The sequence below is a fragment of the Ruegeria sp. YTSA219 genome (assembly GCF_059609985.1).
The window spans coordinates 98,582-118,384 of the sequence record NZ_JBXWMT010000004.1; the positions used below are offsets into that span (position 1 = coordinate 98,582).

Sequence of the window (19,803 nt, forward strand, 5' to 3'; positions counted from 1 at the left end):
GGGTGTGGATCAGTCGGTGGCAGTCGAGGGCAGCGTGGTATCGCTGTGGATCAGCCCCATTTTCCGTAGCAGGATCGTGTTGATCCGCGCGACGTCAAACTCTTGCTCGGCACGCGCCCGCGCGGCCTGACCCATGGATTCGATCAGGCTCCGGTCTTCAACGAATCTTCTCATCGCATCCGCCAGCCCCTCTGGATTGCGTTTGGGGACGATAAACCCGTTTTCCCCGTCGCTGACCGCATCGGCGCATCCCGGGGCATCGGTCGTAATGACGGCGCGCCCTGTCGACATCGCCTCAAGAATGGCGCGGGGGATGCCCTCACGATAGACGGTGGGCAATACGAAGACCGAACATTCCTTGAGAAATGGCCGAACATCCTTGGTTTCGCCTAGATACTCGATATGCCCCTGCTGGCCCCATTCTTCGAGCTGCTGTGCGTTTACCGAGTCCGGGTTGTCGTCCAGCGGGCCCAAAAGCTGACAGCGCACATCAGGGAATTGTTCCCTAAGCTGCCGGGCGGCCTCGGCATATTCGAACACGCCCTTGTCACGCAGCAAACGTGCGATCATCAGGAACACGGGTGGATCCGTAGGCTGATGGGATTTTGCGTATCTGGCGAGATTGACACCGGAACCGGGCACAATCGACAGCGCGGCCTGAGGTGCCAGCAAACGTCTGCTGCGAAACTCCTCGGCGTCGACCGAGTTGTAAACCAGAACTTCGTCGGCACCTTTCAATCCGATGCGGTAAAGGCCTGTCGCCACCGCTCTCAGCACTTTTCGGCGCAGGGTCAGTTCGGCATCCGCAAATACATAACCTAACCCGGTACACATCGCGAACCGCCGTCGAACGCCGGTCAACCGCGCCGCAAGGCCGCTGAAGATGATCGGCTTCATCGTATAGGCAAAGACGATATCGGGCCGTATTTCCCGGCAGATCCCGATCAGCGTGAACAGGGTGGACATATCCTGAAATGGATTTAACCCCGCGCGCGCCATGGGGATTTGCCGAAATGTCACGCCGATCTCGGCAAGGGCTGCTTCGGTAGCCGCATCGTTTTCTGGTGCGCAAGCAAGTACGTCTGCGCGTTCAGCAAGCTCTTTCAGCAGGTCATAACGAAAATTGGTCAAAGAGGTCGTAAGATTGCCGACAAACAGAACTTTTGGACGTCCGCCAGTTGTCGAACCTCGTTCGGCAGGTACGGCTTGGGCACCGGAAGCGGTGTCGGGAAAATCACTCATCAAAGAAACATTTCAAACTTTAAAAACCAAGGTTGAGGCGATGCTGATCCATGTCGCCGAAGCTGTCAACGGCGCTGTCACCAAAGCCGATTGTTGCCTATTTTTCACCTCTGACTGTCTGCGGCCTGATTGTTGAAAAATCACGCTGTTAAGTGACCTGGAACCTTGCATAAGCAATCGATTCAGGTCAGGTTTCGCCTGCCGCGGCACAAAAAGATATTTCCGAACCTGCGGAGTTTGTTTCCAATTCAGGCGCTGAGCGCCAAAAATTTGTTAATTGTTGAGCTTGTCTGACCTCCTCGGATGGTTTGGCGCGAGGTAAAGAAATGATCCGGAAATCCTGCTGTCTAAATTTGAGCAATTATAGGCTTGGCCCATCTTCCATCGGCTATCCTCTGGCCGCTTATCTGAAGGGAAACAGCTGATGCCCAAATGGCCATTCTTCGAAGAAGATGAAATTGATGCTGTCAGCGCAGTGCTAAGATCCGGTTGCGTGAATGCCTGGACCGGCCCCGATGTCAAAGAGTTCGAACGTGAATACAGCGCCTATACCGGCGCGCAGCATGCGATCGCCATGGCAAATGGCACGGTCACTCTGGACGCCGCGCTGCTGGCGTTGAACATCCGACCCGGAGACGAGGTTATCGTCACACCGCGTAGCTTTATCGCGTCTGCCAGTTCGATCCTTCTGGCCGGTGGCAAGCCGGTATTTGCAGATGTGGATCGTGACAGCCAGAACATCACCGCAGAAACGATTGCACCGGTTCTGACCGACAGAACCGTGGGGATTATCGCGGTCCATCTGGCCGGGTGGCCATCGGATATGGCGGGTCTCATGGATCTGGCGCGCAGCCGCGACCTCTGGGTGATCGAGGACTGTGCGCAGGCGCATGGTGCCATGATCGGTGACCAGCACGTGGGAACCTTTGGCACCTGCGGCTCGTATTCTTTCTGTCAGGATAAAATCATCACAACCGGCGGCGAAGGCGGAATGCTGATCACCAATGATGATGAGCTGTGGTCCAAGGTCTGGAGCTATAAGGATCACGGTAAAAGCTATGAACACGTGTTTAACAAGAGCCACCCTCCGGGGTTTCGCTGGCTACATAGTGGCCAGCCGGGTACCAATCTGCGGATGACCGGGCTTTCGGCCGCCATCGGGCGCATTCAGCTGGCGAAACTGGACGGGTGGCGCGCCCATAGAACCAGAAATGCCGAGATTTTGGCGGAAGCTCTATCCGGATGCGCTGCGTTTCGGGTACCTGTTCCACCTGCCGGGCTGACACACGCCTATTACCGGTTTTATGCGTTCATAAGACCTGAGAATCTGGCCTCGGGTTGGAGCAGGGATCGCATCATAGCTGAGATTTCTGCGGCGGGTTTCCCCGTGTTCTCGGGCAGTTGTTCTGAAATATATAGAGAAGAGATGTTCGCACGCCTTGGTGTTGGCCCGGTTGATCCCTTACCGGTGGCGAAAGAGCTTGGTGAAACCAGCCTTGCTTTTCTGGTTGATCCGACCTGGTCGCATCAAGACATTGTCGGTCTGGCCGAATTTGTACGCGAAATCGGAGATCAGGCGCGTGCATAGGCAGTTCACACCGCCGCATCTAGGGCGCGTGTCTGAAGGTTCCGACCCGGCATGTGCCGCCGGATCAGGTTAGTGAGTTTCGGGTGTTGAACGGATGATCATGCATGTCATCACCGATTTTTCCGGTCAGGGCGGGGCCCAGGCGATGCTGGCGCGGCTGGTTGCCAAATCCGGGGATCGGGTATTGGTGGTGTCGCTGACGGAGGTTTCGGACAGGATCAAAAGCCAATGTGCAAATCCAAACGCCGTTCTGATCGGATTGAATGCCAGATCACTGTCGTCCATGCCCCGCGCGATATTGCAGATATCGCGTCTTATCCGTCAGTATAAACCGCAGGCGGTTCTGTGCTGGATGTATCATGCGATGGTCATCGGGCTGATTGCCAGCTGGATATCAGGTCGTAAGGTGCCAATTTACTGGACGGTGCGGCAGGCTTTGGACGATACCAGCTCATTCACGCGCAGCACACGGATTGCGGTGAACCTGTGTCGGCGTTTGTCGGGCAGGTGTGCAGGGATCATTTATAACTCGCAACGCGCATTGGATCAGCACGCGAAGAACGGGTTTGCTGCTGCGCGGTCTTGCGTCATTCCGAACGGTCTGGTCATGCCGCAAGTGAAATTGGTGCGGAACGATCCGCCCAGGGTTTTCGGGATTGCGGCGCGGTTTCATCCACAGAAGGATCACGAAACCCTTTTCCAGGCTCTGTCCCTGGCGCTGCGGTCAGTCCCCGATCTGCTCATCATCGCGGCCGGAGAGAATATGTCGCCTGAAAACTCCGAAGTACAATCATTGCTGGCGCGCTATAACCTGACTGCCGACAATGTAGAGCTGTGCGGCGACCTGCATGATATGGCTGCATTCTACAAACGGATTGATGCGCTGGTGCTTTCATCCCGAACCGAAGGGTTTCCGAATGTCATTGTCGAAGCGATGAGCTATGGCCACCCCGTTGTGTCGACGGATGTGGGTGATGCAGTGGTGATCATTCGCAACTGCGGATTGATCGTACCGCCCCGCAACGCGGAATTGCTGGCAGACGCTTTGGTCCATGCCGCAAATTGGTCGGCCCCAGAGTATCTGGAAAAAAGAGAAAAAGCCCGGGCGATTGTGGCCAGTACCTACCAGCTTGACCGCATTGCCGCGCAGTATCGGAACATTTTGGAGAGCGGCAGTCTTGATCCCGATAAGATTGCCTCTCAGCCAGAACAGAAGGGGATCTGAGCGATGTGTGGCATTACCGGATTTATCAACTTTGGCACCGTTGATCGGTCTCAGGCCTCATCCGTCCTTGGCAGGATGTGTCAATCGATTGAACACCGTGGCCCGGATGGAACCGGGTTGTTTGTGGACCCGGATCAGGGTGTGGCCCTGGGGCATCTGCGTCTGGCCATTATTGATCTGTCGGAAACCGGGGTCCAGCCGATGGATTCCGCAGACGGTCGGTTCACCATTGTGTTCAATGGTGAGATCTATGGCTATCTGGAACTGCGTCAGGAATTGCAGGATCTGGGCATAAGCTTCAGGGGCACGTCCGATACCGAAGTTTTGCTGGCGGCGATGCAGCTTTGGGGTATCCGCAAGACACTGGACCGCGTCCACGGGATGTTTGCCATTGCCGTGTTTGACCGGAAAACCCAGAGCGTGACATTGGCGCGCGACCGGATTGGCAAAAAACCTCTCTATCTGGGCCTGGCCGGGAAAACCGTTCTGTTTGGGTCCGAATTGAAGTCACTGCGCGCGCATCCGGAATTTGGACCGGCAGAGGTGGACCGCGCAGCCTTGGGATCGTTTCTTCGGTTGGGATATATTCCTGCGCCGCGCACGATTTACCCAAATGTCCTGAAACTACCTGCGGGCTCTATGGTCGAGATCAAACTTGACACCCCACCGGCCTCGTTGGATGCGCTTCTGCAAGGGATCGAGCGGTTTTGGGATATCGAGGCCGTAGTCACCGAGGCGCGCGCAAACCCCTATCCTGACGATGAAACGGCCATAGCTGAAATCGAATCCGAACTGCTGCGCGCGGTGGGCGAACGGATGGTTGCGGATGTGCCGGTTGGGACATTTCTGTCCGGAGGCGTCGACTCGTCGCTGATAACTGCAATGATGCAAGAGCAATCCAGCAGGAAGGTTCCCAGCTTTACCGTACGCTTTGAGGACGAAGACACCAACGAAGCCGACCATGCAAAAGCCATCGCCGAGTATCTTGGGACGGATTACCACGAGGTGACGGCGACGCCGGAAATGGCGTTTCAAGCCATCGAAGGCTTGCCGCAGGTGTTTGACGAACCTTTCGCCGACCCGTCGCAACTACCAACCCTGCTGGTTTCGCAACTGGCGCGCCAGCAGCTTAAGGTCGTCATGTCCGGCGACGGCGGTGACGAGTCGTTTGGTGGCTATGCCCGATATGTTCGGATGCAGGCCTTTGAGCGCCTGAAGGGCAAGATGCCCGACCTGGCAATTCAAGCCCTGTCGCAGGCGCCGCAATCGGTTCTTGCCGCTCTGTTGCCAGTCCTAAGGCCATTTGCCCCGCGCAGCATGCGCGATGATCTGAGCGCCGACCGTCTGGCCAAGCTTGCGCCGGTTCTGCAGGGACGAGAGTTCCAGTGCCGCTATCAGGCCCAGTTTTCGATCTGGTCCTCCGGTATGCTTGGAAAGTCCGGCATCCCGCTGGGCAATGAGATCGGAACGCATGATTTGCCCGCAGGGTTGAGCCAGTTGGACAGCATGATGTTGTTGGATTCGCTCTATTATTTGCCGGATGATATTCTGGTGAAGGCCGACCGCACTTCGATGTCGGTGGGCCTTGAGATGCGCGCGCCGTTGTTGGACTACCGCGTTGTCACCGCCGCCTGGCGCTCTTCGGCATCGCTTCGGTGCGACGGGAAGGTTGGCAAGGTGGCGTTGCAGGAGCTTTTGAAAAAGCGGGTTCCGCAATCGCTGTACGACCGGCCAAAGCGCGGGTTCGGTATCCCACTCAACGCTTGGTTGCGCGGGCCCCTAAAGTCCCGTGTTTCCAGCATTCTTCTGGATGGGAACGGGCTTGAGGGTTTCGTGGACAAGGCAGCGCTGGAAAAATGCTGGGCCGAGCACCAATCAGGCAAACGCAACTGGGGTGCTCAGCTGTGGACGGTCTTTATGTTCCAACTATGGTCCGAAGCGTGGATGCGCTGATCACAGCTTGGCGATTTTGCGACCAGGTCAGTCAGATAACTGACCTGACCAAGACAAAGCCCTCAGCCGCGGCCCGGTGAACCGTCGCGCCACGCAAAGTTGCCAACGCTTTCAAGCTCTGAACCGAACGCTCGTGCGGCGGCTGTTTGACCTGGCTTGCAAATAACTGGAATGCTTCCAGTTTACGCTCCAATGTATCCGAAATGTCCACAAACATGTTCGGTACGAATGGCGGCGTCAGATATGGCGCGTTCCAATTTGTCTCGGACAGCGTCTCATAGGCCGCGATCGTCGTCGGGTATTTGTCCTGATAAGGTCGGCTTGCTACCAAAGTCGAAAGGAAACTCAACTGGTGGTCCAGATGGATGTCGCCGGGATGCGGCGCCAGGATGACACTTGGGTCGAGATCGCGGATCAGTGTTCCCAGACCTGCGTTCAGGTCACCATGGGGGTGCTCAGCCAGTTCAGCGGCAGGGAAATCCAACCAATGCGTATGCGTCACACCAAGATGCTCATGTGCGGCCCTGGCTTCGGCCTGTACATTGGCGATCTGTTCCGTGCTGAACCGGGGCGACCGACCCGTTGTGACAATCGCAATATGGACTGCGCGACCTGCATCTGCCAGTCGTGCGATGGTGCCGCCAGCCCCAAGGACTTCATCATCCGGGTGCGGAGCAACCACAAGTACCGGTCCGTCCTGTCCGTCAAAAGGTGTCAGCGCTGTCATTCGGAATTCCTGAGCTTTGAGTGCAGTTCGGGCGGCGCATCGGCGCCGGTCCAGTTTATGATGTCCAGACATTTCCCATCCCCACAGGCGACCGTAAACCGGTTTCCTTCGATGGCCTGTATCTGACCAGGCAGGCCGATATAGTAGCCCTGCAGGGCGGTGTTCTGTACACCCAGCAGGACCAGCTTCTCACCGGAGGCAGTGTAGGTGAAAGCGCCGGGATAGGGCGGTCCGGCTGCGCGTATCAACCGGTTAATCTCTGCCGCGGGTCTGGTCCAGTCGATCAGCCCGTCCTCGGGCCGCCGCCGCGCACAAAGGCTGATCCCGGTTTCTGGCTGCGGAGCCGCCGGGATATCGCCTTCAGAGATTTGCGTCAGAAGCTGAGGCAGCAGCTGCGTCAGGGCCTGAAGCGCCCGGTCATACAGCTCGCGTGCTGTTACCGTGTTGGGATCGACCGCATATCGAGCTTGCGCCGCAATCGGGCCGTCATCGGCCCCTTCACCCAGCCAGAACAATGACGCGCCTACATCGGTTTCGCCCAATATGACAGTCCAGGGGATCACACCGCGCCCGCGCAGACGGGGCAGGGCGGATGGGTGAAACCCGACGCATCCGATCTTTGCCTGGGCCCGAAATTCCGGCCCGCAAATCTGAGACCACCCGATGACCAGTATCAGATCAGGTTTTACGGCTTGAATGGTTTTGATTGTTCCGGCCGAGTCACTTTTGGCGGTATAGTGGACAGGAATATCATACCGATCTGCAGTGGGTTTGAGATCTGCAAAATCAGAGTGCCGGTGGGACAAGTCCGGCGGTAGTGTCACCACCAAATCCGGTACAAACCCTCGGGCACATATGGCGGATAAGGCGACATGCGATCCTTCGACCGCCCCCACAAATACCGTCTTCATGCAGGTGTCTCCTTTCGGCTGTCCAGCCAGTTGTCTGCGGCCTGAATTCGGTCAGGGCGTTTATGCTCTCCGGCCAAGGCTACCATAATGGTTTCGAACAATATCTTCAGATCAAGCGACAGTGACCGGTGCGCGACATACCATAGATCCAGCTTTAGCTTCTCGTCATTTGAAAGCGCGGTATTGCCGCTGACCTGAGCCCACCCTGTCAGGCCGGGCCGAACCGTGCAGCGCACCCGCCCATTGTCTCCAAACTCTTCGATGGTTTCGGGAAGCAGGGGACGGGGGCCAACAAGGGCCATATCTCCGCGCAAGATGATCACAAGCTGGGGCATCTCATCCAGCCTCACGCGGCGCAGAAGCTTGGTGGTTTTTGTCTGACGTTCCGAATCTGGCAGCAAAGCCCCGCTTTGATCGCGTGTGTCGGACATTGTTCTCAGCTTCCAGATGCGAAAGACGCGCCCGTTGCAGCCTGCCCGCCGTTGGCCAAAAAACAAAGGTCGCCCGACCGAAAACAGCACAATCACACAACCCGCCAGAAAAAAGGGCAGCGCGATCGTGCCCGCGATCAGGCAACACAGTATTTCGAGAAATCTGTTCATATTCAAACCCAAGAACTGTAGCTGAAAACTACGAATATCAAACCAAGAACCAACATCTCTCCGGATCATCCTGCTGGCCGGATCCAAGTTCCGGCGCACTGATCCGAAGTCTGGGCTGAGTTGATCCCAAATTGATTCTCGATTCAAGCGGCAGAGCTGACCGGCACCCTGACTATGCGGAAATTTTTCCAAGCATGCGCCAAGTTCACAAAGCCTTTGTCAGGAAAACCGGCCTGCGACTCATTAGAGGATTGGCCGAAAGGAGTTGTCATCTTTGTTGCGTCTTGGTTCACAATGCCCCGATAGGGGCTTATTGTGGATCGATTGGACAATATTGAGACCCGGACAGCGGCCCCCGAAGATTTCATCGGATTGAGAAAATGACTGTAATTTTCCCCGTGAGATTAGCATTTCTCTTGTTTACGCTAGGTCAATCGGCGCTCAAGTCAGCCGAAACAGGGAGGAAATTCTGCAACCCTCAGCAAAATATCTGTCAAAGAGTACTTCAGGAAACGCTGCAATTCGTTAATGAAGTGTGAAGAAATTACTTTTGAGGGCGCGGAAACGTATGTTAGCGTTGAAGGAGATTGAAGAAATTGCGCTAACCGGCGAACCAGAGGAACAATTTTGTTACTTGCGCGAATTATTATTATTAACGAGTGAAGTGAGTGTGTTCAACTTGGGCGATTGAGACAAGCTCAAGTGAAGGGGGCAAAACAAAGATACGGGTACAAGGCTTTCGGTTGATCATTTGATCGCGAGCCTTTGGTTTATATAGGACAGCTGCAAGCGGTCTGTGTGTGATCAGTTGGGAGCTGTGGCAATGTTTTGATGCTGCAGGATCCTGTTGGGTAACGATGTACGAGTAATTCTCGACCGGAATTGAGCCGGTGATGAGATAAAGGGGTGAGGTAAATGGTTTCGGGTTTTCATTGCTGGCAAACGCAGATTGTTAGTGAGTTGCGTGCCAATCATCGATTAGTCTTTGGAGACATTGTCGCTTCGTCTTTCTCAGCCGTAGTGGCAATCAATCTTGCGAATGGTGGAACGGTAGCGCAACAGATGGCGCCAGCCATGTTCCCGCTGATGCTCTTGTCCAGCCTAATTGGACTTGCGGTTTTCCCGCTTGCGGGCATGTACCGGCGCCACACACGCTCGACGTCATTGCGAGACATTCGTCTGATCCTGCGGGGATCGACGATGTTGGTCCTGTGCCTCATGGCTGCCAGTGCAGTTTTCGAAGTGACCAAGGCTGTACCCTTCGCGGCCTTCATTATTCAGCTTGGCTTGATGATCCTTCTGCTCAGTGCCCTGCGTGTAGTTGCCCGTAGCCGTGAGCTGAATCGCCAGAATGCGCGGTTGATGGCCGAACATCAGGACAAGGTTCCGGTGCTTTTGGTTGGCACGGGTGCAAGTTGTGATCTGTTTGTCAGGTCTTTGAGGAATACGCATTCCAAGTATCAGCCGGTGGGCATTATTGACGATGCGCGCAATACCATGGGGCTGTATTTCCACGATGTTCAGATTATCGGATCTCTTCTGGATGCCGATCGCGTGGTCGAGCGGCTTAAAGCCTGGGATCATTTGCCCAGACGCTTGTTCCTGACCGAACCGATCACGCATTTTGAAAGTGACGGCATCCGCAAGCTGACCAGCTGGTGTGAATCCAACGGTATCGCTGTCTCACGCGTGCCGGGTCTTGGGGAAGAAGGCCAGGATGCGGCCAACGGTTGTATTATCAACCCGGAAGAAATTCTCGAGCGGCCACAAAAAGCTGTCGAACGCTCGATGTTGCGCGAGATGTTCCGTGGGCGCCGCGTATTGGTGACCGGTGCCGGTGGTTCGATCGGTAGCGAACTGGCACGTCAGATAGCCTCTTTCGATCCGGCGGAACTGGTGATGATCGACCATTGCGAGTTCAACGCCTATTCCATCGACATGGATTTGTCGCAGAACTTTCCAGATGTTCCCCGGCGGATGTATATCGCAAGCATTCGCAATGCGTCGCGTGTGAATGACATCTTTGAACGTCATCGCCCCGAGCTGGTGTTCAATGCCGCCGCCCTGAAGCATGTTCCGATGGTTGAGATGAATCCCTGCGAGGGCGTTTTGACCAATGTGATCGGAACCCGTAACGTCGCGGATGCGGCCCGGAACTATGGTGCCATCGCGATGGTACAGGTTTCCACGGACAAGGCTGTAAACACCACCAATGTGATGGGTGCAACCAAGCGCGTTGCTGAGTTCTACGTTCAGGCGCAGGACCGTGTAACCAACGGAACCGAGGAAGAAACCCGTTTCTTCTCAGTGCGGTTTGGCAATGTTTTGGGGTCGTCGGGCTCACTGATCCCGCTGTTTCAACGTCAAATCTCGAACGGTGGTCCGCTGACCGTGACCGATCCCCGGATGGAACGGTACTTCATGACCATCCGTGAGGCCGTGCAACTGACTCTGGTTGCGGCCGCAAGCGGGTTGAAAATGGAAAGCAGCCACGGAGAGATATTCGTTCTGGATATGGGTCGGCCGGTCAAGATCGTGGATTTGGCCGAACGGATGATCCGCCTTGCCGGGCTAAAGCCTTATGAGGATATCGACATCGAATTCATTGGAATTCGTCCAGGCGAAAAGCTGTTCGAGGAATTGTTTGATGCGTCTGAGAAGCGCCACGAATGTGGCATTCCGGGCGTCGGGTCCGCACGGCCCGAGGGCATTCCTGTTGCCCGCCTGCGCGCCATGATCCGGAAACTGGAACAGGCTGCGGCAGAAGGTGACGAACTGGCTGCCAAACGCCTTCTGAAAGAGCTCGTGCCAGGGTATGGTGCAAATGGCCTGCGTCCAGTTCCGATCTCGGAATTCTCGTCCAAGCCCATTTTCAAAAGCGCTGGCACAAACGCAGCAAATGCAGTCAGTCAGTCTGAAGGAGAAAACCCGGAACTGTTGCCCGCTGGCAGCTGATTAAGAATTGTTTTCTAGTGTCGGTTATTTTGCCGAATTTGGTTTCTGTGTTTAATATTTCCGCCGAAAGGGCCAACATTTGATGGCGAGGCTTAATATACGCTCGGCTTTCGCGCCGTCAGAAGAACGTGCGCAGGTGGTACGGTTTCTCTGGGCCGGCCTGATCAACACGGCGTTTGGCTATAGCGTGTTTGCCCTTTTGATTTTTGCGGGCATGCATCCACAGCTTGCGCTTCTGCTTCAGTTTATCTTGGGTGTGATCTGGAATTTTTGTATCCACGCCCGGTTTGTCTTTGGCGTGCAGGGATACCGCCGTTTCCCGCTTTATGCGATGTCTTATGTCGTGCTGTATTTTGTGAATGCGCTGCTTTTGCGCGGTTTGATGCAGGTTGGGCTTGATCCCTATCTGGCACAGGCGGTCGCATTGGGGCCCGTTGTCATATTGTCTTACCTCATGATTTCGCGTGCGCTTGGCCGGGGTCAGGCGATGGATCGGAGGGGCTGAGATGAGCGATGCGAGAATATCAAGCTTTAAGGGCGCCACCCCGTCAAGTACGCGCATGGGTGCTATGCTTGGGGTCGTGACCGCTGGTCTGGGGCTTGTGTTGCTGATTGCCGGTTTGTTCGGCCGCCTGATGACCTATGATCTGCGCCGGGATGAGCTGATGTTCGTCCCTCCGGCGCGTTTGCTCGGAGAGTGGGAGCTTTATTCGGACTTCTTCTACAATCACGTCCCTTATTCGGCGTGGTATTACCTTGGGTCCGGCATTCTGTTCGATGAGTTCGGCCTGTTGGGGTCCGCTCGGATCGGCCTGTTTCTGGCCTGGCTTGGATTGATCGCGGCGACTGGCTGGGTAACGCTGCGCTTGTCGGGATCACCGGTTCTCGCTGTCTTTTCAATTATCGGCATTGTGACATGCGAGCTGTTTCTGACCGGTGCCGGTATGGCCGCAACCAACAATCTGTTGCCACTGCCATTTGCGGTCATCGGGCTTGGCCTGTTTTTGATCGAGACGTCAAAGCCCGCGCCGCGATTTTTGACGCTGGTCCTATCCGGTGTCGCATTGTCTATTGCGGCGGGGATGAAGGTCAGTGCGGTACTGTTTATTCCGCCGATTGCTCTTGCCGCATTCTTGTTGCCTGCGGATGTTTCGATGGCACGACGACTGAAAGCCGTGGTTCTGCCGCTGCTGATCGGAGGGCTGAGCGGGGCCTTGCCCCTGTTTGCCTTCCTGCTCGCTGATCCGGGCGTCTTTCTGGCGCATGTCTTGGGGTTTCACACCGGACCACATGTCGCCTATTGGGAGGCCAACGCCGCAACAGAACCGGGGCTGGCCCTGAGATTGTCGGGCAAGTTGATGCTGGCCCATTCGGCATGGGTGGCCGGAGTGGGCCTGGTGATGGTTATGGCCATTCTGTCCGTGCTTTGGATTATCCTGCGTGGTGGTGCGCGTGTCGACGAAATGCAGCCCTCGCAACTGCGGCATGGTGGTGTTGTTCTGGCGATCATTATCCTGACTGCCTCAATGGCTTTTGTTCCAACGCCCGGTTTTCCGCAATATTATATCCAGCCTCTGGTCTGTCTGCCTCTGCTGCTCGCGGTTCTGTTTCGTCGGCTTGACCCGCCACGGCGGCACGAGGCAGTGCCTGTGCTTGCGGCAGGTATTGTCTTGATGGTCATCCTGGGACTCCCGCGTATCGGGATGGGCCTGGTCTCGCTGACAGAACCTTCGAAGTTCACCTCGGCCCGTTTTGCCGGTTCCGGTGCTGTCCTTCGGGATGCGGTGGCAGGCAGTGCACTGCCTGATGGTCCGGTCGCGACTTTGCTGCCGATCTATCCGCTTGAGGCGGGCCTGAGCGTTTATCCAGAATTTGCAACGGGGCCATTCGCTTACCGAATTGCACCCTTCACGGACCCGGAACTTGCCGGCAAATACGTGATGGCAGGCGCCGAAGACTTACCGGCTCTGTTTGCAGATAACCCGCCTTCGGCTTTCCTGCTTGGATACGATTCCGTTCTGGAAGCCCCATTGTTGAGCTATGCGCGGGCAAACAACTACCGCCCGGTCGAATTATCAGGTCTGAACAACCGCTACGGCCAAGGTGTGGTATACTTGAAAGCTGCAGGGGCTGAACAATGACCAGTGCCTGCGCGACTCAACCTGCCTATATTTTTCCTGGGCGGGCCCATTCACATGACCATCAATTCTATTGATCGAATAAAGGAAGGATAGACAATGAAAACGGTACTTCTGGCTGGTGGACTAGGCTCGCGTCTGGCCGAAGAAACGGTTTCCATTCCCAAGCCCATGGTTGAAGTGGGCGGGCGTCCGATCATCGCACGCGTGATGGATATCTACAGCCATTTCGGGCATCGTGATTTTGTTGTGGCTGCCGGGTACAAAGCATTGCTGCTGAAGCAGTTCTTTGCCAATTATCACCTGATCGCCAACAATATATCGGTATCGCTGGACACTGGGGAATTGCAACTGGTCCCTTCTGCTCCGGGCGGGTGGAATGTGTCAGTGGTAGACACCGGTGCGCATACCATGACCAGTGGTCGTATCCGTCGGCTCAAGGATTGGCTGACTCCTGATGAGCCGTTCATGTGCACCTATTCGGACGGCGTAGGAAATATCGACATCAATGCACTGATTGATTTCCACAAATCACACGGCAAGCTGGCGACCGTAACTGCGGTTCAGCCCCCGGCGCGGTTTGGTAACATCGAGCTCAAGGGCGACAGGGTTGACGCCTTCACCGAAAAGGTCCGCAATCGCGAAACCTGGATCAATGGCGGCTTCTTCGTCTTCGAGCCGGGCGTCTTGGACTATATGGTTGATGACAATGAGCCGCTGGAACAGACCCCGCTGACCCAGATGGCCCGCGACGGAGAGCTGATGGCCTATCGCCACGATGGGTTTTGGCATCCGATGGACACTCTGCGCGACAGGAATACGCTGGACGGTCTGTGCGAAGGTGAAACGCCGCCCTGGCTTAATTTCAACGAAGGTTCGGGCAAGAGCTACCCTGCTCTGGCGATATGAGGTGAACTGTGAGCGGGCAGGTCAATTCTCAGTTTGATGGCGTTTTTGCCGGCCGCCGTGTTCTTGTGACCGGGCATACCGGATTCAAGGGCGGGTGGATTTGTGCATGGCTGAGGCGTCTGGGGGCAGAGGTGACAGGCTTGTCATTGCCTCCCGAACAGGGGCATTCATTCTTTGATGCCTGTTCTGTTGACGGGCTGACCGACAGCCGGATTGCGGATATCCGCAATCGTCAGGCGGTGCTGGATACACTGTCAGGGGTGGACGCTGAAATCGTGTTCCACATGGCCGCCCAACCCTTGGTGCGCCGGTCTTACAGGGATCCTGCCGAAACCTTTGCGACCAATGTATCTGGAACGGCCCATGTTCTGGATGCCGCTTTGGGGATGCGCTCACTGAAGGCGGTGGTCGTTGTCACCAGTGACAAGTGTTACGACAACAAGGAATGGACCTGGGGTTATCGCGAAAACGATCCGATGGGCGGCAGGGACCCGTATAGCGCCTCGAAAGGCTGTACCGAACTTGTGGCGCAATCTTATGGTCATTCCTTCTTTTCATCAGCGGATGGGCCGCAACTGGCAACAGTCCGGGCCGGGAATGTGTTCGGAGGGGGCGACTGGGGCGAAGATCGGCTTATCCCCGACGTGATCCGCGCATCCGAGGCGGGCGAACCGGTGGTGATCCGCAACCCGCTCAGCGTGCGCCCCTGGCAGCATGTTCTTGAACCGCTGTCGGGCTATCTGGCCTTGGCCGCGCGAATGTATCGGGATGGGCAAAGCTTTGCTGGCGCCTGGAATTTTGGCCCTGATGTGTCGGGGACGGTGGATGTCCGGCAGTTGGCAACCTTGATGCAGGATGCCTGGGGCGAAGAGGCCCCGCAGTTTTCGATGGCGTCGGCGGAACAGACCTCTGCTGCGCCGCATGAGGCAGGTATTCTTCGACTGGACAGCACTAAGGCGCAAACGGGATTGGGTTGGCGTCCGCAACTGACATTGCCCGAAGCCGTTCGCCTGACAGTAGACTGGTACAAGGCCCATGCCGCCGGTGCGGAGATGGGTGGGATCACAAACAATCAGATCGGGTTCTACAGTGACCTGATGTCTTCACGGGATTTCGACCGGGCTCCGGTCGCCGCGCAATAGCGGGTTATTGAGGAGAAAAGAATAATGCGAGTGAATTACGGTCAAACCGTGCATGGCCAGGAAGAGATCGACGCGGTTGTCGAAGTTCTGAAAACGTCCACCCAGATGGGCCCCAAAGTGCGCGAGATGCAGGAAAAAGTGGCTGCTTTGTTTTCCAAACGCCACGGCATCATGGTGAACTCGGGGTCATCGGCGAACTATCTCGCGGTCGAGATTCTGGACTTGCCAAAGGGCAGCGAAGTTATCACTCCGGCCCTGACTTTTGCCACGACGGTTGCTCCGCTTGTCCGTCAGGGCCTGATCCCGACATTTGTGGATGCCGCGGTCGGGACCTATAATATCGACGTAGACGCGATCGAACGCATGATCACGCCAAATACATCTGCCGTCATGATTCCGTCACTTATCGGAAACCTGCCAGATTGGCGCCGTATCCGCGAGCTGGCCGATGCGCATGGCCTGAAGGTGATTGAAGACAGCGCTGACACGCTGGGCGCGACCATCGACGGTACAAGCACGGGCGTCTATTCCGACGTCTCTACCACCAGCTTTTACGGCAGCCACGTCATCAATGGCGCCGGGAATGGCGGCATGTTGTGCGTGAATGACGAAGAGCTTGGCCGCAAGGCGCTTTTGCTGAGGTCCTGGGGGCGGTCGTCCTCGCTGTTTGTGGAATCCGAGGCCATCGAGAACCGGTTCAACGTCAAACTGGACGGGATCGAGTATGATGCCAAATTTCTGTTCGAGGATCTTGGCTATAACGTTGAACCTTCGGAAATCAGCGCGGCATTCGGGTTGGTGCAGCTGAGCAAACTGGACAACAACATCCGCGTGCGCGAAGAGGCCTTCGCTGCTCATCGCGCCTTTTTTGCCCGCTATGAAGACTGGTTCATCCTGCCTGAACAACTGCCGAACTCGCGCACCGGGTGGCTGGCCTTCCCGCTGACATTGCGCGAAGGTGCCCCATTCACGCGGCGCGAGATGCAGATATTCCTTGAGACTTCAGACATCCAAACTCGGCCCGTCTTTACCGGAAACATTCTGCGTCAGCCTGCCATGAAGCAAGTAGAATACCGAGCAGATCCAGCGGGCTATCCCAATTCCGATGCGGTTATGCGCGGGGGTATTCTGCTGGCTTGTCACCATGGCCTGATACAAGCGCAAATCGATTATATGCATGCAAAATTTGAAGAATTTGCATTGAAATTCCAAGGAGCCCTGGTCTGATGAACGATCAAAGCATCAATACGTCTGTTCGCACGACCTGCCGTACCTGCCGGTCTACCAACCTTATGCTTGTGCTGCCGATGGGCGATCACCCGCCCGCCAATATGTTCGCACGGCCCGAGCAAAAGGATGTTCCGCAACCGGCTTTCCCGCTGAATACTCAGGCCTGTCTGGATTGTGGCTTGATCCAGGTTGCAGATCAGGTGCCTGCTGATTTCTTTACGGACTATCTTTATGTCCCGTCCGGTGCGGCAACAATGCACACGCATTTCGCCGAACTCGCCTCGGTCGCGGTAGAGCGTGCGCAAGGTGGGCTGATCATTGATATCGGTTGTAATGACGGGCTGATGCTGTCCCATGCCAACGATCAGGGCGGGCGCACATTGGGCATCGACCCGGCGGCCAACCTTGCCAAGATCGCAGGTGAACGGGGCGTCCGGGTCCATGTCGACTTTTTCAACCGCGCCACCGCACAGCAGATTCGCGAAACCGAAGGGCCGGCCAGCGTCATCACGACGACCAATACCTTCAACCATATAGACGATCTGCACGGCTTTACCGAAGGTGTTCTGGACCTGTTGACAGATGACGGCGTCTTCATCATCGAAGTGCCTTGGGGCAAGATGATCCTCGAGACCAACGAGTTCGACAATGTTTATCACGAACATGTCTCTGAACTGAGCCTTCTGTCCGTCGTCAAACTGGGCCAGTCCGTTGGGCTTGATGTAGTGGATGTCACAAAACTGCCGGTTCATGGCGGTTCGATGCGCGTGTTCATGCAACCCGCCGCGCTGAACAAAACCCCGGCGCCGATTGTTGCTGATATGCTGGCTGACGAAGATGCCGCGGGCATGACCAACAAAGAGGCATACGAAGCATTTGCCGAGCGTGTTCACGCGATGCAGGAAAGCCTTGTTTCCATGCTGGCCGAGCTTAAGGCATCTGGCAAAACGATTGCTGGCTACGGTGCGCCCGCTAAGGGTAACACGTTGCTGAACTATTTTGATATCGGCACGGAAACTCTGGATTTTCTGGTTGACCGGAACACGTTGAAACAGGGCCTGTATTCGCCGGGCAAGCTTATTCCTGTATTGGCCCCCGAAGCGGTCATGGAACGCAGACCTGATTACCTGCTGGTTTTGGCCTGGAATTTCTTTGACGAAATCCGCGAGCAGATGGCTGATTTCGAAGCCGCTGGCGGCAAGTTCATCGTGCCTTTGCCAATGCCAGTAGTTATTCCCTGAAGGGAAAACAATGACGCGCGTACTGATCACCGGAGCCAGCGGATTCATCGGCTCTCATCTGGCTCGGGCCTGTTTGGCCCGGGGCGATGAGGTCGCTGTGCTTACGCGGCCGGGTTCCTCTCTGGACCGTTTGCAAGGTGCTTCGGGAATCCGCTTTTTCACCGATGGGTATTCGGATGTTGCCGCGATCAAACGCGTCGCGAATGCGTTCCGACCCCAGGTAGTTCTGCACACCGCCGCGCAGACAAAATTTGCCGAGACTGATGACCTGGCAGATCTGAATGCCAGTATTTTGCAAAATCTCTCGACGCTGGTTGCGATCCTGTCGGCTTTGGCCATCTGTGATCAGCCGCCCAATGCGTTTGTGCGCACCGGATCCATTGCGGAATATGGTGATATCAAGCTGCCCTATGTCGAAACTTCGCGAGAGAACCCGCGAAATTCCTATGGCGCCTCTCTGGTGGCCGGAACGCACTATATTGAAATGGCTCAGCCCCGGCTGCCGTTCAAGGCTGTTACGGCTCGGTTGGCGCTGACCTATGGTCCCGGACAGTCAGAAGACTTCTTCATACCCCATGCCATTGGCCGCCTGTTGCGGAAAGCCCCGGTTTTCCTTCATCGTCCACATGATCGGCGTGATCTGATACATATTGACGACATAGTCGAAGCGCTGCTTCTGATTGCTGACGCGCCGGACAAGGCGGGGTCGGTCATTAATGTTGTCACCGGCGATGCTCCGGATATGGCCGCGGTCGCAAGAGAGTTGCAGGTGTTGACCGGAGCAGCTCCGGATATGGTTTCCTCTGCGCCGCCGAAGGATGACCCGATATTGTTGGTTTCGGATCCTTCACAGATGGCGGAACGTTATGGCTGGTCGGCAAAAATCGCTTTGCGTGAAGGCCTTGAAAGGACGGTTCAATGGACAAAACAGTCACAACAAGCGGAGATGAACGCGTGACTTTGGTTTCAATCCTGATCCCCGCTTTGAACGAAGAAGATAACGTTCGCACGGCCTATGAACGTGTGACCAAGGTGTTTGACGATCTGCCCTCTTATGAGCCCGAGATCATTTTCACTGACAACCATTCCACGGATCGTACATTTGAAATCCTGTCGGATATTGCTGCTGCTGATCCCCGTGTCCGGGTTATCCGGTTTGCCCGCAATATGGGATATCAGTCATCAGTTCTGACGGCCTATCGATCCGCAAACGGGGCCTGTTCGATCCAACTGGATTGCGACATGCAGGACCCGCCCGAGCTGATCCCGCAGATGCTGGATACCTGGCGGCAGGGATATCACGTGGTTTACGGCATTCGCCGTAGCCTGCCGGACGGCCCCATCGTCGCTGCCGCGCGGCGCGGCTTTTATGCGTTGATCGACATGATCAGCAATGATGATTTGCCGAGAAATGCGGGCGAGTTTCGGCTGACTGACCGGCGTATTCTGGACGAGCTGCGCCGGGTCGATGATCGCTCTCCTTATGTTCGCGGGTTAATCAGTGGGATGGGTTTCCGCCAGATCGGCTTTGAATATGATCGCAATGCGCGCACCGCTGGCGAGTCGAAATTTCCGTTTCGGGCCATGCTGTCGCTTGCTGTCGACGGGTTGATCAACCACTCGCTTCTGCCCTTGCGCCTTGCCTCGATGATCAGTCTGACGGTTGGCACAGGGACGTTTTTGCTGATGATCGGATATGTGATCGGCAAGCTGTTCTTTGGCCAGAACTGGCCGGGCGGTTTTGCCACGACCACCATCCTGTTGCTGCTGTCTATGACCTTGAATGCGATGTTCCTGGGAATAATGGGCGAATATATTGGGCGGATTTTCCTGCAGTCCAAAGACTTGAACCGACCCATTGTCGAACAAGAGTTGAACCGTCCGGAAACTCTGGATCTGGTACAGCAAGCTGATCGTGTAAAAAGCGCCGCTGAGTGAAA

General features: G+C 56.0%; 16 protein-coding genes. 12 read left to right on the forward strand and 4 right to left on the reverse strand.

Annotated elements, in window-relative coordinates:
- Positions 1-9: 9 nt before the first annotated feature.
- Entirely contained in the window at positions 10-1,242 is a 1,233-nt protein-coding gene (locus tag AC2FFB_RS07950) for a glycosyltransferase family 4 protein (protein ID WP_496874759.1), read from the reverse strand.
- Between the two features lie 424 nt (positions 1,243-1,666).
- Here AC2FFB_RS07950 and AC2FFB_RS07955 point away from each other — a divergent pair, with 424 nt between their 5' ends.
- The 3 genes from AC2FFB_RS07955 to asnB all read left to right on the forward strand — a co-directional run bounded on the left by AC2FFB_RS07955 (position 1,667) and on the right by asnB (position 6,008).
- Entirely contained in the window at positions 1,667-2,830 is a 1,164-nt protein-coding gene (locus AC2FFB_RS07955) for a DegT/DnrJ/EryC1/StrS family aminotransferase (RefSeq protein WP_496874760.1), read from the forward strand.
- 94 nt (positions 2,831-2,924) lie between these two features.
- Positions 2,925-4,055 carry a glycosyltransferase gene (locus AC2FFB_RS07960; protein ID WP_496874761.1) on the forward strand — a complete coding sequence of 377 codons (1,131 nt, stop codon included), beginning with the start codon at positions 2,925-2,927 and terminating at the stop codon, positions 4,053-4,055.
- 3 nt (positions 4,056-4,058) lie between these two features.
- Entirely contained in the window at positions 4,059-6,008 is a 1,950-nt protein-coding gene (gene asnB / locus AC2FFB_RS07965) for an asparagine synthase (glutamine-hydrolyzing) (RefSeq protein ID WP_281995071.1), read from the forward strand.
- 31 nt (positions 6,009-6,039) lie between these two features.
- Here the strand turns inward: asnB and AC2FFB_RS07970 are convergent, their stop codons facing one another.
- The 3 genes from AC2FFB_RS07970 to AC2FFB_RS07980 are packed head-to-tail and all read right to left on the reverse strand — an operon-like array spanning position 6,040 to position 8,248.
- Positions 6,040-6,735: a PIG-L deacetylase family protein gene (locus AC2FFB_RS07970; protein ID WP_142636210.1), complete on the reverse strand. Its 696-nt coding sequence runs from the start codon at positions 6,733-6,735 to the stop codon at positions 6,040-6,042.
- Positions 6,732-7,646, reverse strand: a complete 915-nt coding sequence (locus AC2FFB_RS07975; RefSeq protein ID WP_281995073.1) for a methionyl-tRNA formyltransferase — start codon at positions 7,644-7,646, stop codon at positions 6,732-6,734. The genes AC2FFB_RS07970 and AC2FFB_RS07975 overlap by 4 nt, the downstream gene beginning before the upstream one ends.
- A complete protein-coding gene (locus AC2FFB_RS07980; RefSeq protein WP_142636214.1) occupies positions 7,643-8,248 on the reverse strand; it encodes a sugar transferase in 606 nt (201 codons plus the stop codon). Before AC2FFB_RS07980 ends, AC2FFB_RS07975 begins: the two co-directional genes overlap by 4 nt.
- 1,020 nt (positions 8,249-9,268) lie before the next feature.
- Between AC2FFB_RS07980 and AC2FFB_RS07985 the strand changes: the two genes are divergently transcribed.
- The 9 genes from AC2FFB_RS07985 to AC2FFB_RS08025 all read left to right on the forward strand — a co-directional run bounded on the left by AC2FFB_RS07985 (position 9,269) and on the right by AC2FFB_RS08025 (position 19,801).
- The gene (locus tag AC2FFB_RS07985; RefSeq protein ID WP_185956665.1) at positions 9,269-11,203 is read left to right on the forward strand and encodes a polysaccharide biosynthesis protein; all 1,935 of its coding nucleotides are present in this window, start codon (positions 9,269-9,271) and stop codon (positions 11,201-11,203) included.
- Between the two features lie 82 nt (positions 11,204-11,285).
- Positions 11,286-11,708, forward strand: a complete 423-nt coding sequence (locus AC2FFB_RS07990; protein ID WP_142636218.1) for a GtrA family protein — start codon at positions 11,286-11,288, stop codon at positions 11,706-11,708.
- 1 nt (position 11,709) lies between these two features.
- Positions 11,710-13,344, forward strand: coding sequence for a hypothetical protein (locus AC2FFB_RS07995; RefSeq protein ID WP_496713812.1), 1,635 nt, complete (start codon positions 11,710-11,712; stop codon positions 13,342-13,344).
- Positions 13,345-13,440: 96 nt separating this feature from the next.
- Entirely contained in the window at positions 13,441-14,250 is an 810-nt protein-coding gene (gene rfbF / locus AC2FFB_RS08000) for a glucose-1-phosphate cytidylyltransferase (protein ID WP_142636222.1), read from the forward strand.
- An 8-nt stretch (positions 14,251-14,258) separates the two neighbouring features.
- Positions 14,259-15,392: a CDP-glucose 4,6-dehydratase gene (gene rfbG / locus AC2FFB_RS08005; protein ID WP_281995076.1), complete on the forward strand. Its 1,134-nt coding sequence runs from the start codon at positions 14,259-14,261 to the stop codon at positions 15,390-15,392.
- A gap of 24 nt (positions 15,393-15,416) precedes the next feature.
- A complete protein-coding gene (locus tag AC2FFB_RS08010) occupies positions 15,417-16,619 on the forward strand; it encodes a DegT/DnrJ/EryC1/StrS family aminotransferase (RefSeq protein ID WP_142636227.1) in 1,203 nt (400 codons plus the stop codon).
- A complete protein-coding gene (locus AC2FFB_RS08015; protein WP_271948813.1) occupies positions 16,619-17,863 on the forward strand; it encodes a class I SAM-dependent methyltransferase in 1,245 nt (414 codons plus the stop codon). Before AC2FFB_RS08010 ends, AC2FFB_RS08015 begins: the two co-directional genes overlap by 1 nt.
- A gap of 10 nt (positions 17,864-17,873) precedes the next feature.
- Complete coding sequence (locus AC2FFB_RS08020; RefSeq protein WP_496693743.1) at positions 17,874-18,821, forward strand: NAD-dependent epimerase/dehydratase family protein; 948 nt, start codon at positions 17,874-17,876, stop codon at positions 18,819-18,821.
- Positions 18,782-19,801: a glycosyltransferase family 2 protein gene (locus AC2FFB_RS08025; RefSeq protein ID WP_185956666.1), complete on the forward strand. Its 1,020-nt coding sequence runs from the start codon at positions 18,782-18,784 to the stop codon at positions 19,799-19,801. Before AC2FFB_RS08020 ends, AC2FFB_RS08025 begins: the two co-directional genes overlap by 40 nt.
- Positions 19,802-19,803 lie beyond the last annotated feature (2 nt).

Coding starts and splice junctions, on each gene's coding strand:
- AC2FFB_RS07950 (WP_496874759.1), bottom strand. CDS start 1,242: ATGAGTGATTTTCCCGACACCGCTTCCGGTGCCCAAGCCGTACCTGCC.
- AC2FFB_RS07955 (WP_496874760.1), top strand. CDS start 1,667: ATGCCCAAATGGCCATTCTTCGAAGAAGATGAAATTGATGCTGTCAGC.
- AC2FFB_RS07960 (WP_496874761.1), top strand. CDS start 2,925: ATGATCATGCATGTCATCACCGATTTTTCCGGTCAGGGCGGGGCCCAG.
- asnB (WP_281995071.1), top strand. CDS start 4,059: ATGTGTGGCATTACCGGATTTATCAACTTTGGCACCGTTGATCGGTCT.
- AC2FFB_RS07970 (WP_142636210.1), bottom strand. CDS start 6,735: ATGACAGCGCTGACACCTTTTGACGGACAGGACGGACCGGTACTTGTG.
- AC2FFB_RS07975 (WP_281995073.1), bottom strand. CDS start 7,646: ATGAAGACGGTATTTGTGGGGGCGGTCGAAGGATCGCATGTCGCCTTA.
- AC2FFB_RS07980 (WP_142636214.1), bottom strand. CDS start 8,248: ATGAACAGATTTCTCGAAATACTGTGTTGCCTGATCGCGGGCACGATC.
- AC2FFB_RS07990 (WP_142636218.1), top strand. CDS start 11,286: ATGGCGAGGCTTAATATACGCTCGGCTTTCGCGCCGTCAGAAGAACGT.
- AC2FFB_RS07995 (WP_496713812.1), top strand. CDS start 11,710: ATGAGCGATGCGAGAATATCAAGCTTTAAGGGCGCCACCCCGTCAAGT.
- rfbF (WP_142636222.1), top strand. CDS start 13,441: ATGAAAACGGTACTTCTGGCTGGTGGACTAGGCTCGCGTCTGGCCGAA.
- AC2FFB_RS08010 (WP_142636227.1), top strand. CDS start 15,417: ATGCGAGTGAATTACGGTCAAACCGTGCATGGCCAGGAAGAGATCGAC.
- AC2FFB_RS08015 (WP_271948813.1), top strand. CDS start 16,619: ATGAACGATCAAAGCATCAATACGTCTGTTCGCACGACCTGCCGTACC.
- AC2FFB_RS08020 (WP_496693743.1), top strand. CDS start 17,874: ATGACGCGCGTACTGATCACCGGAGCCAGCGGATTCATCGGCTCTCAT.
- AC2FFB_RS08025 (WP_185956666.1), top strand. CDS start 18,782: ATGGACAAAACAGTCACAACAAGCGGAGATGAACGCGTGACTTTGGTT.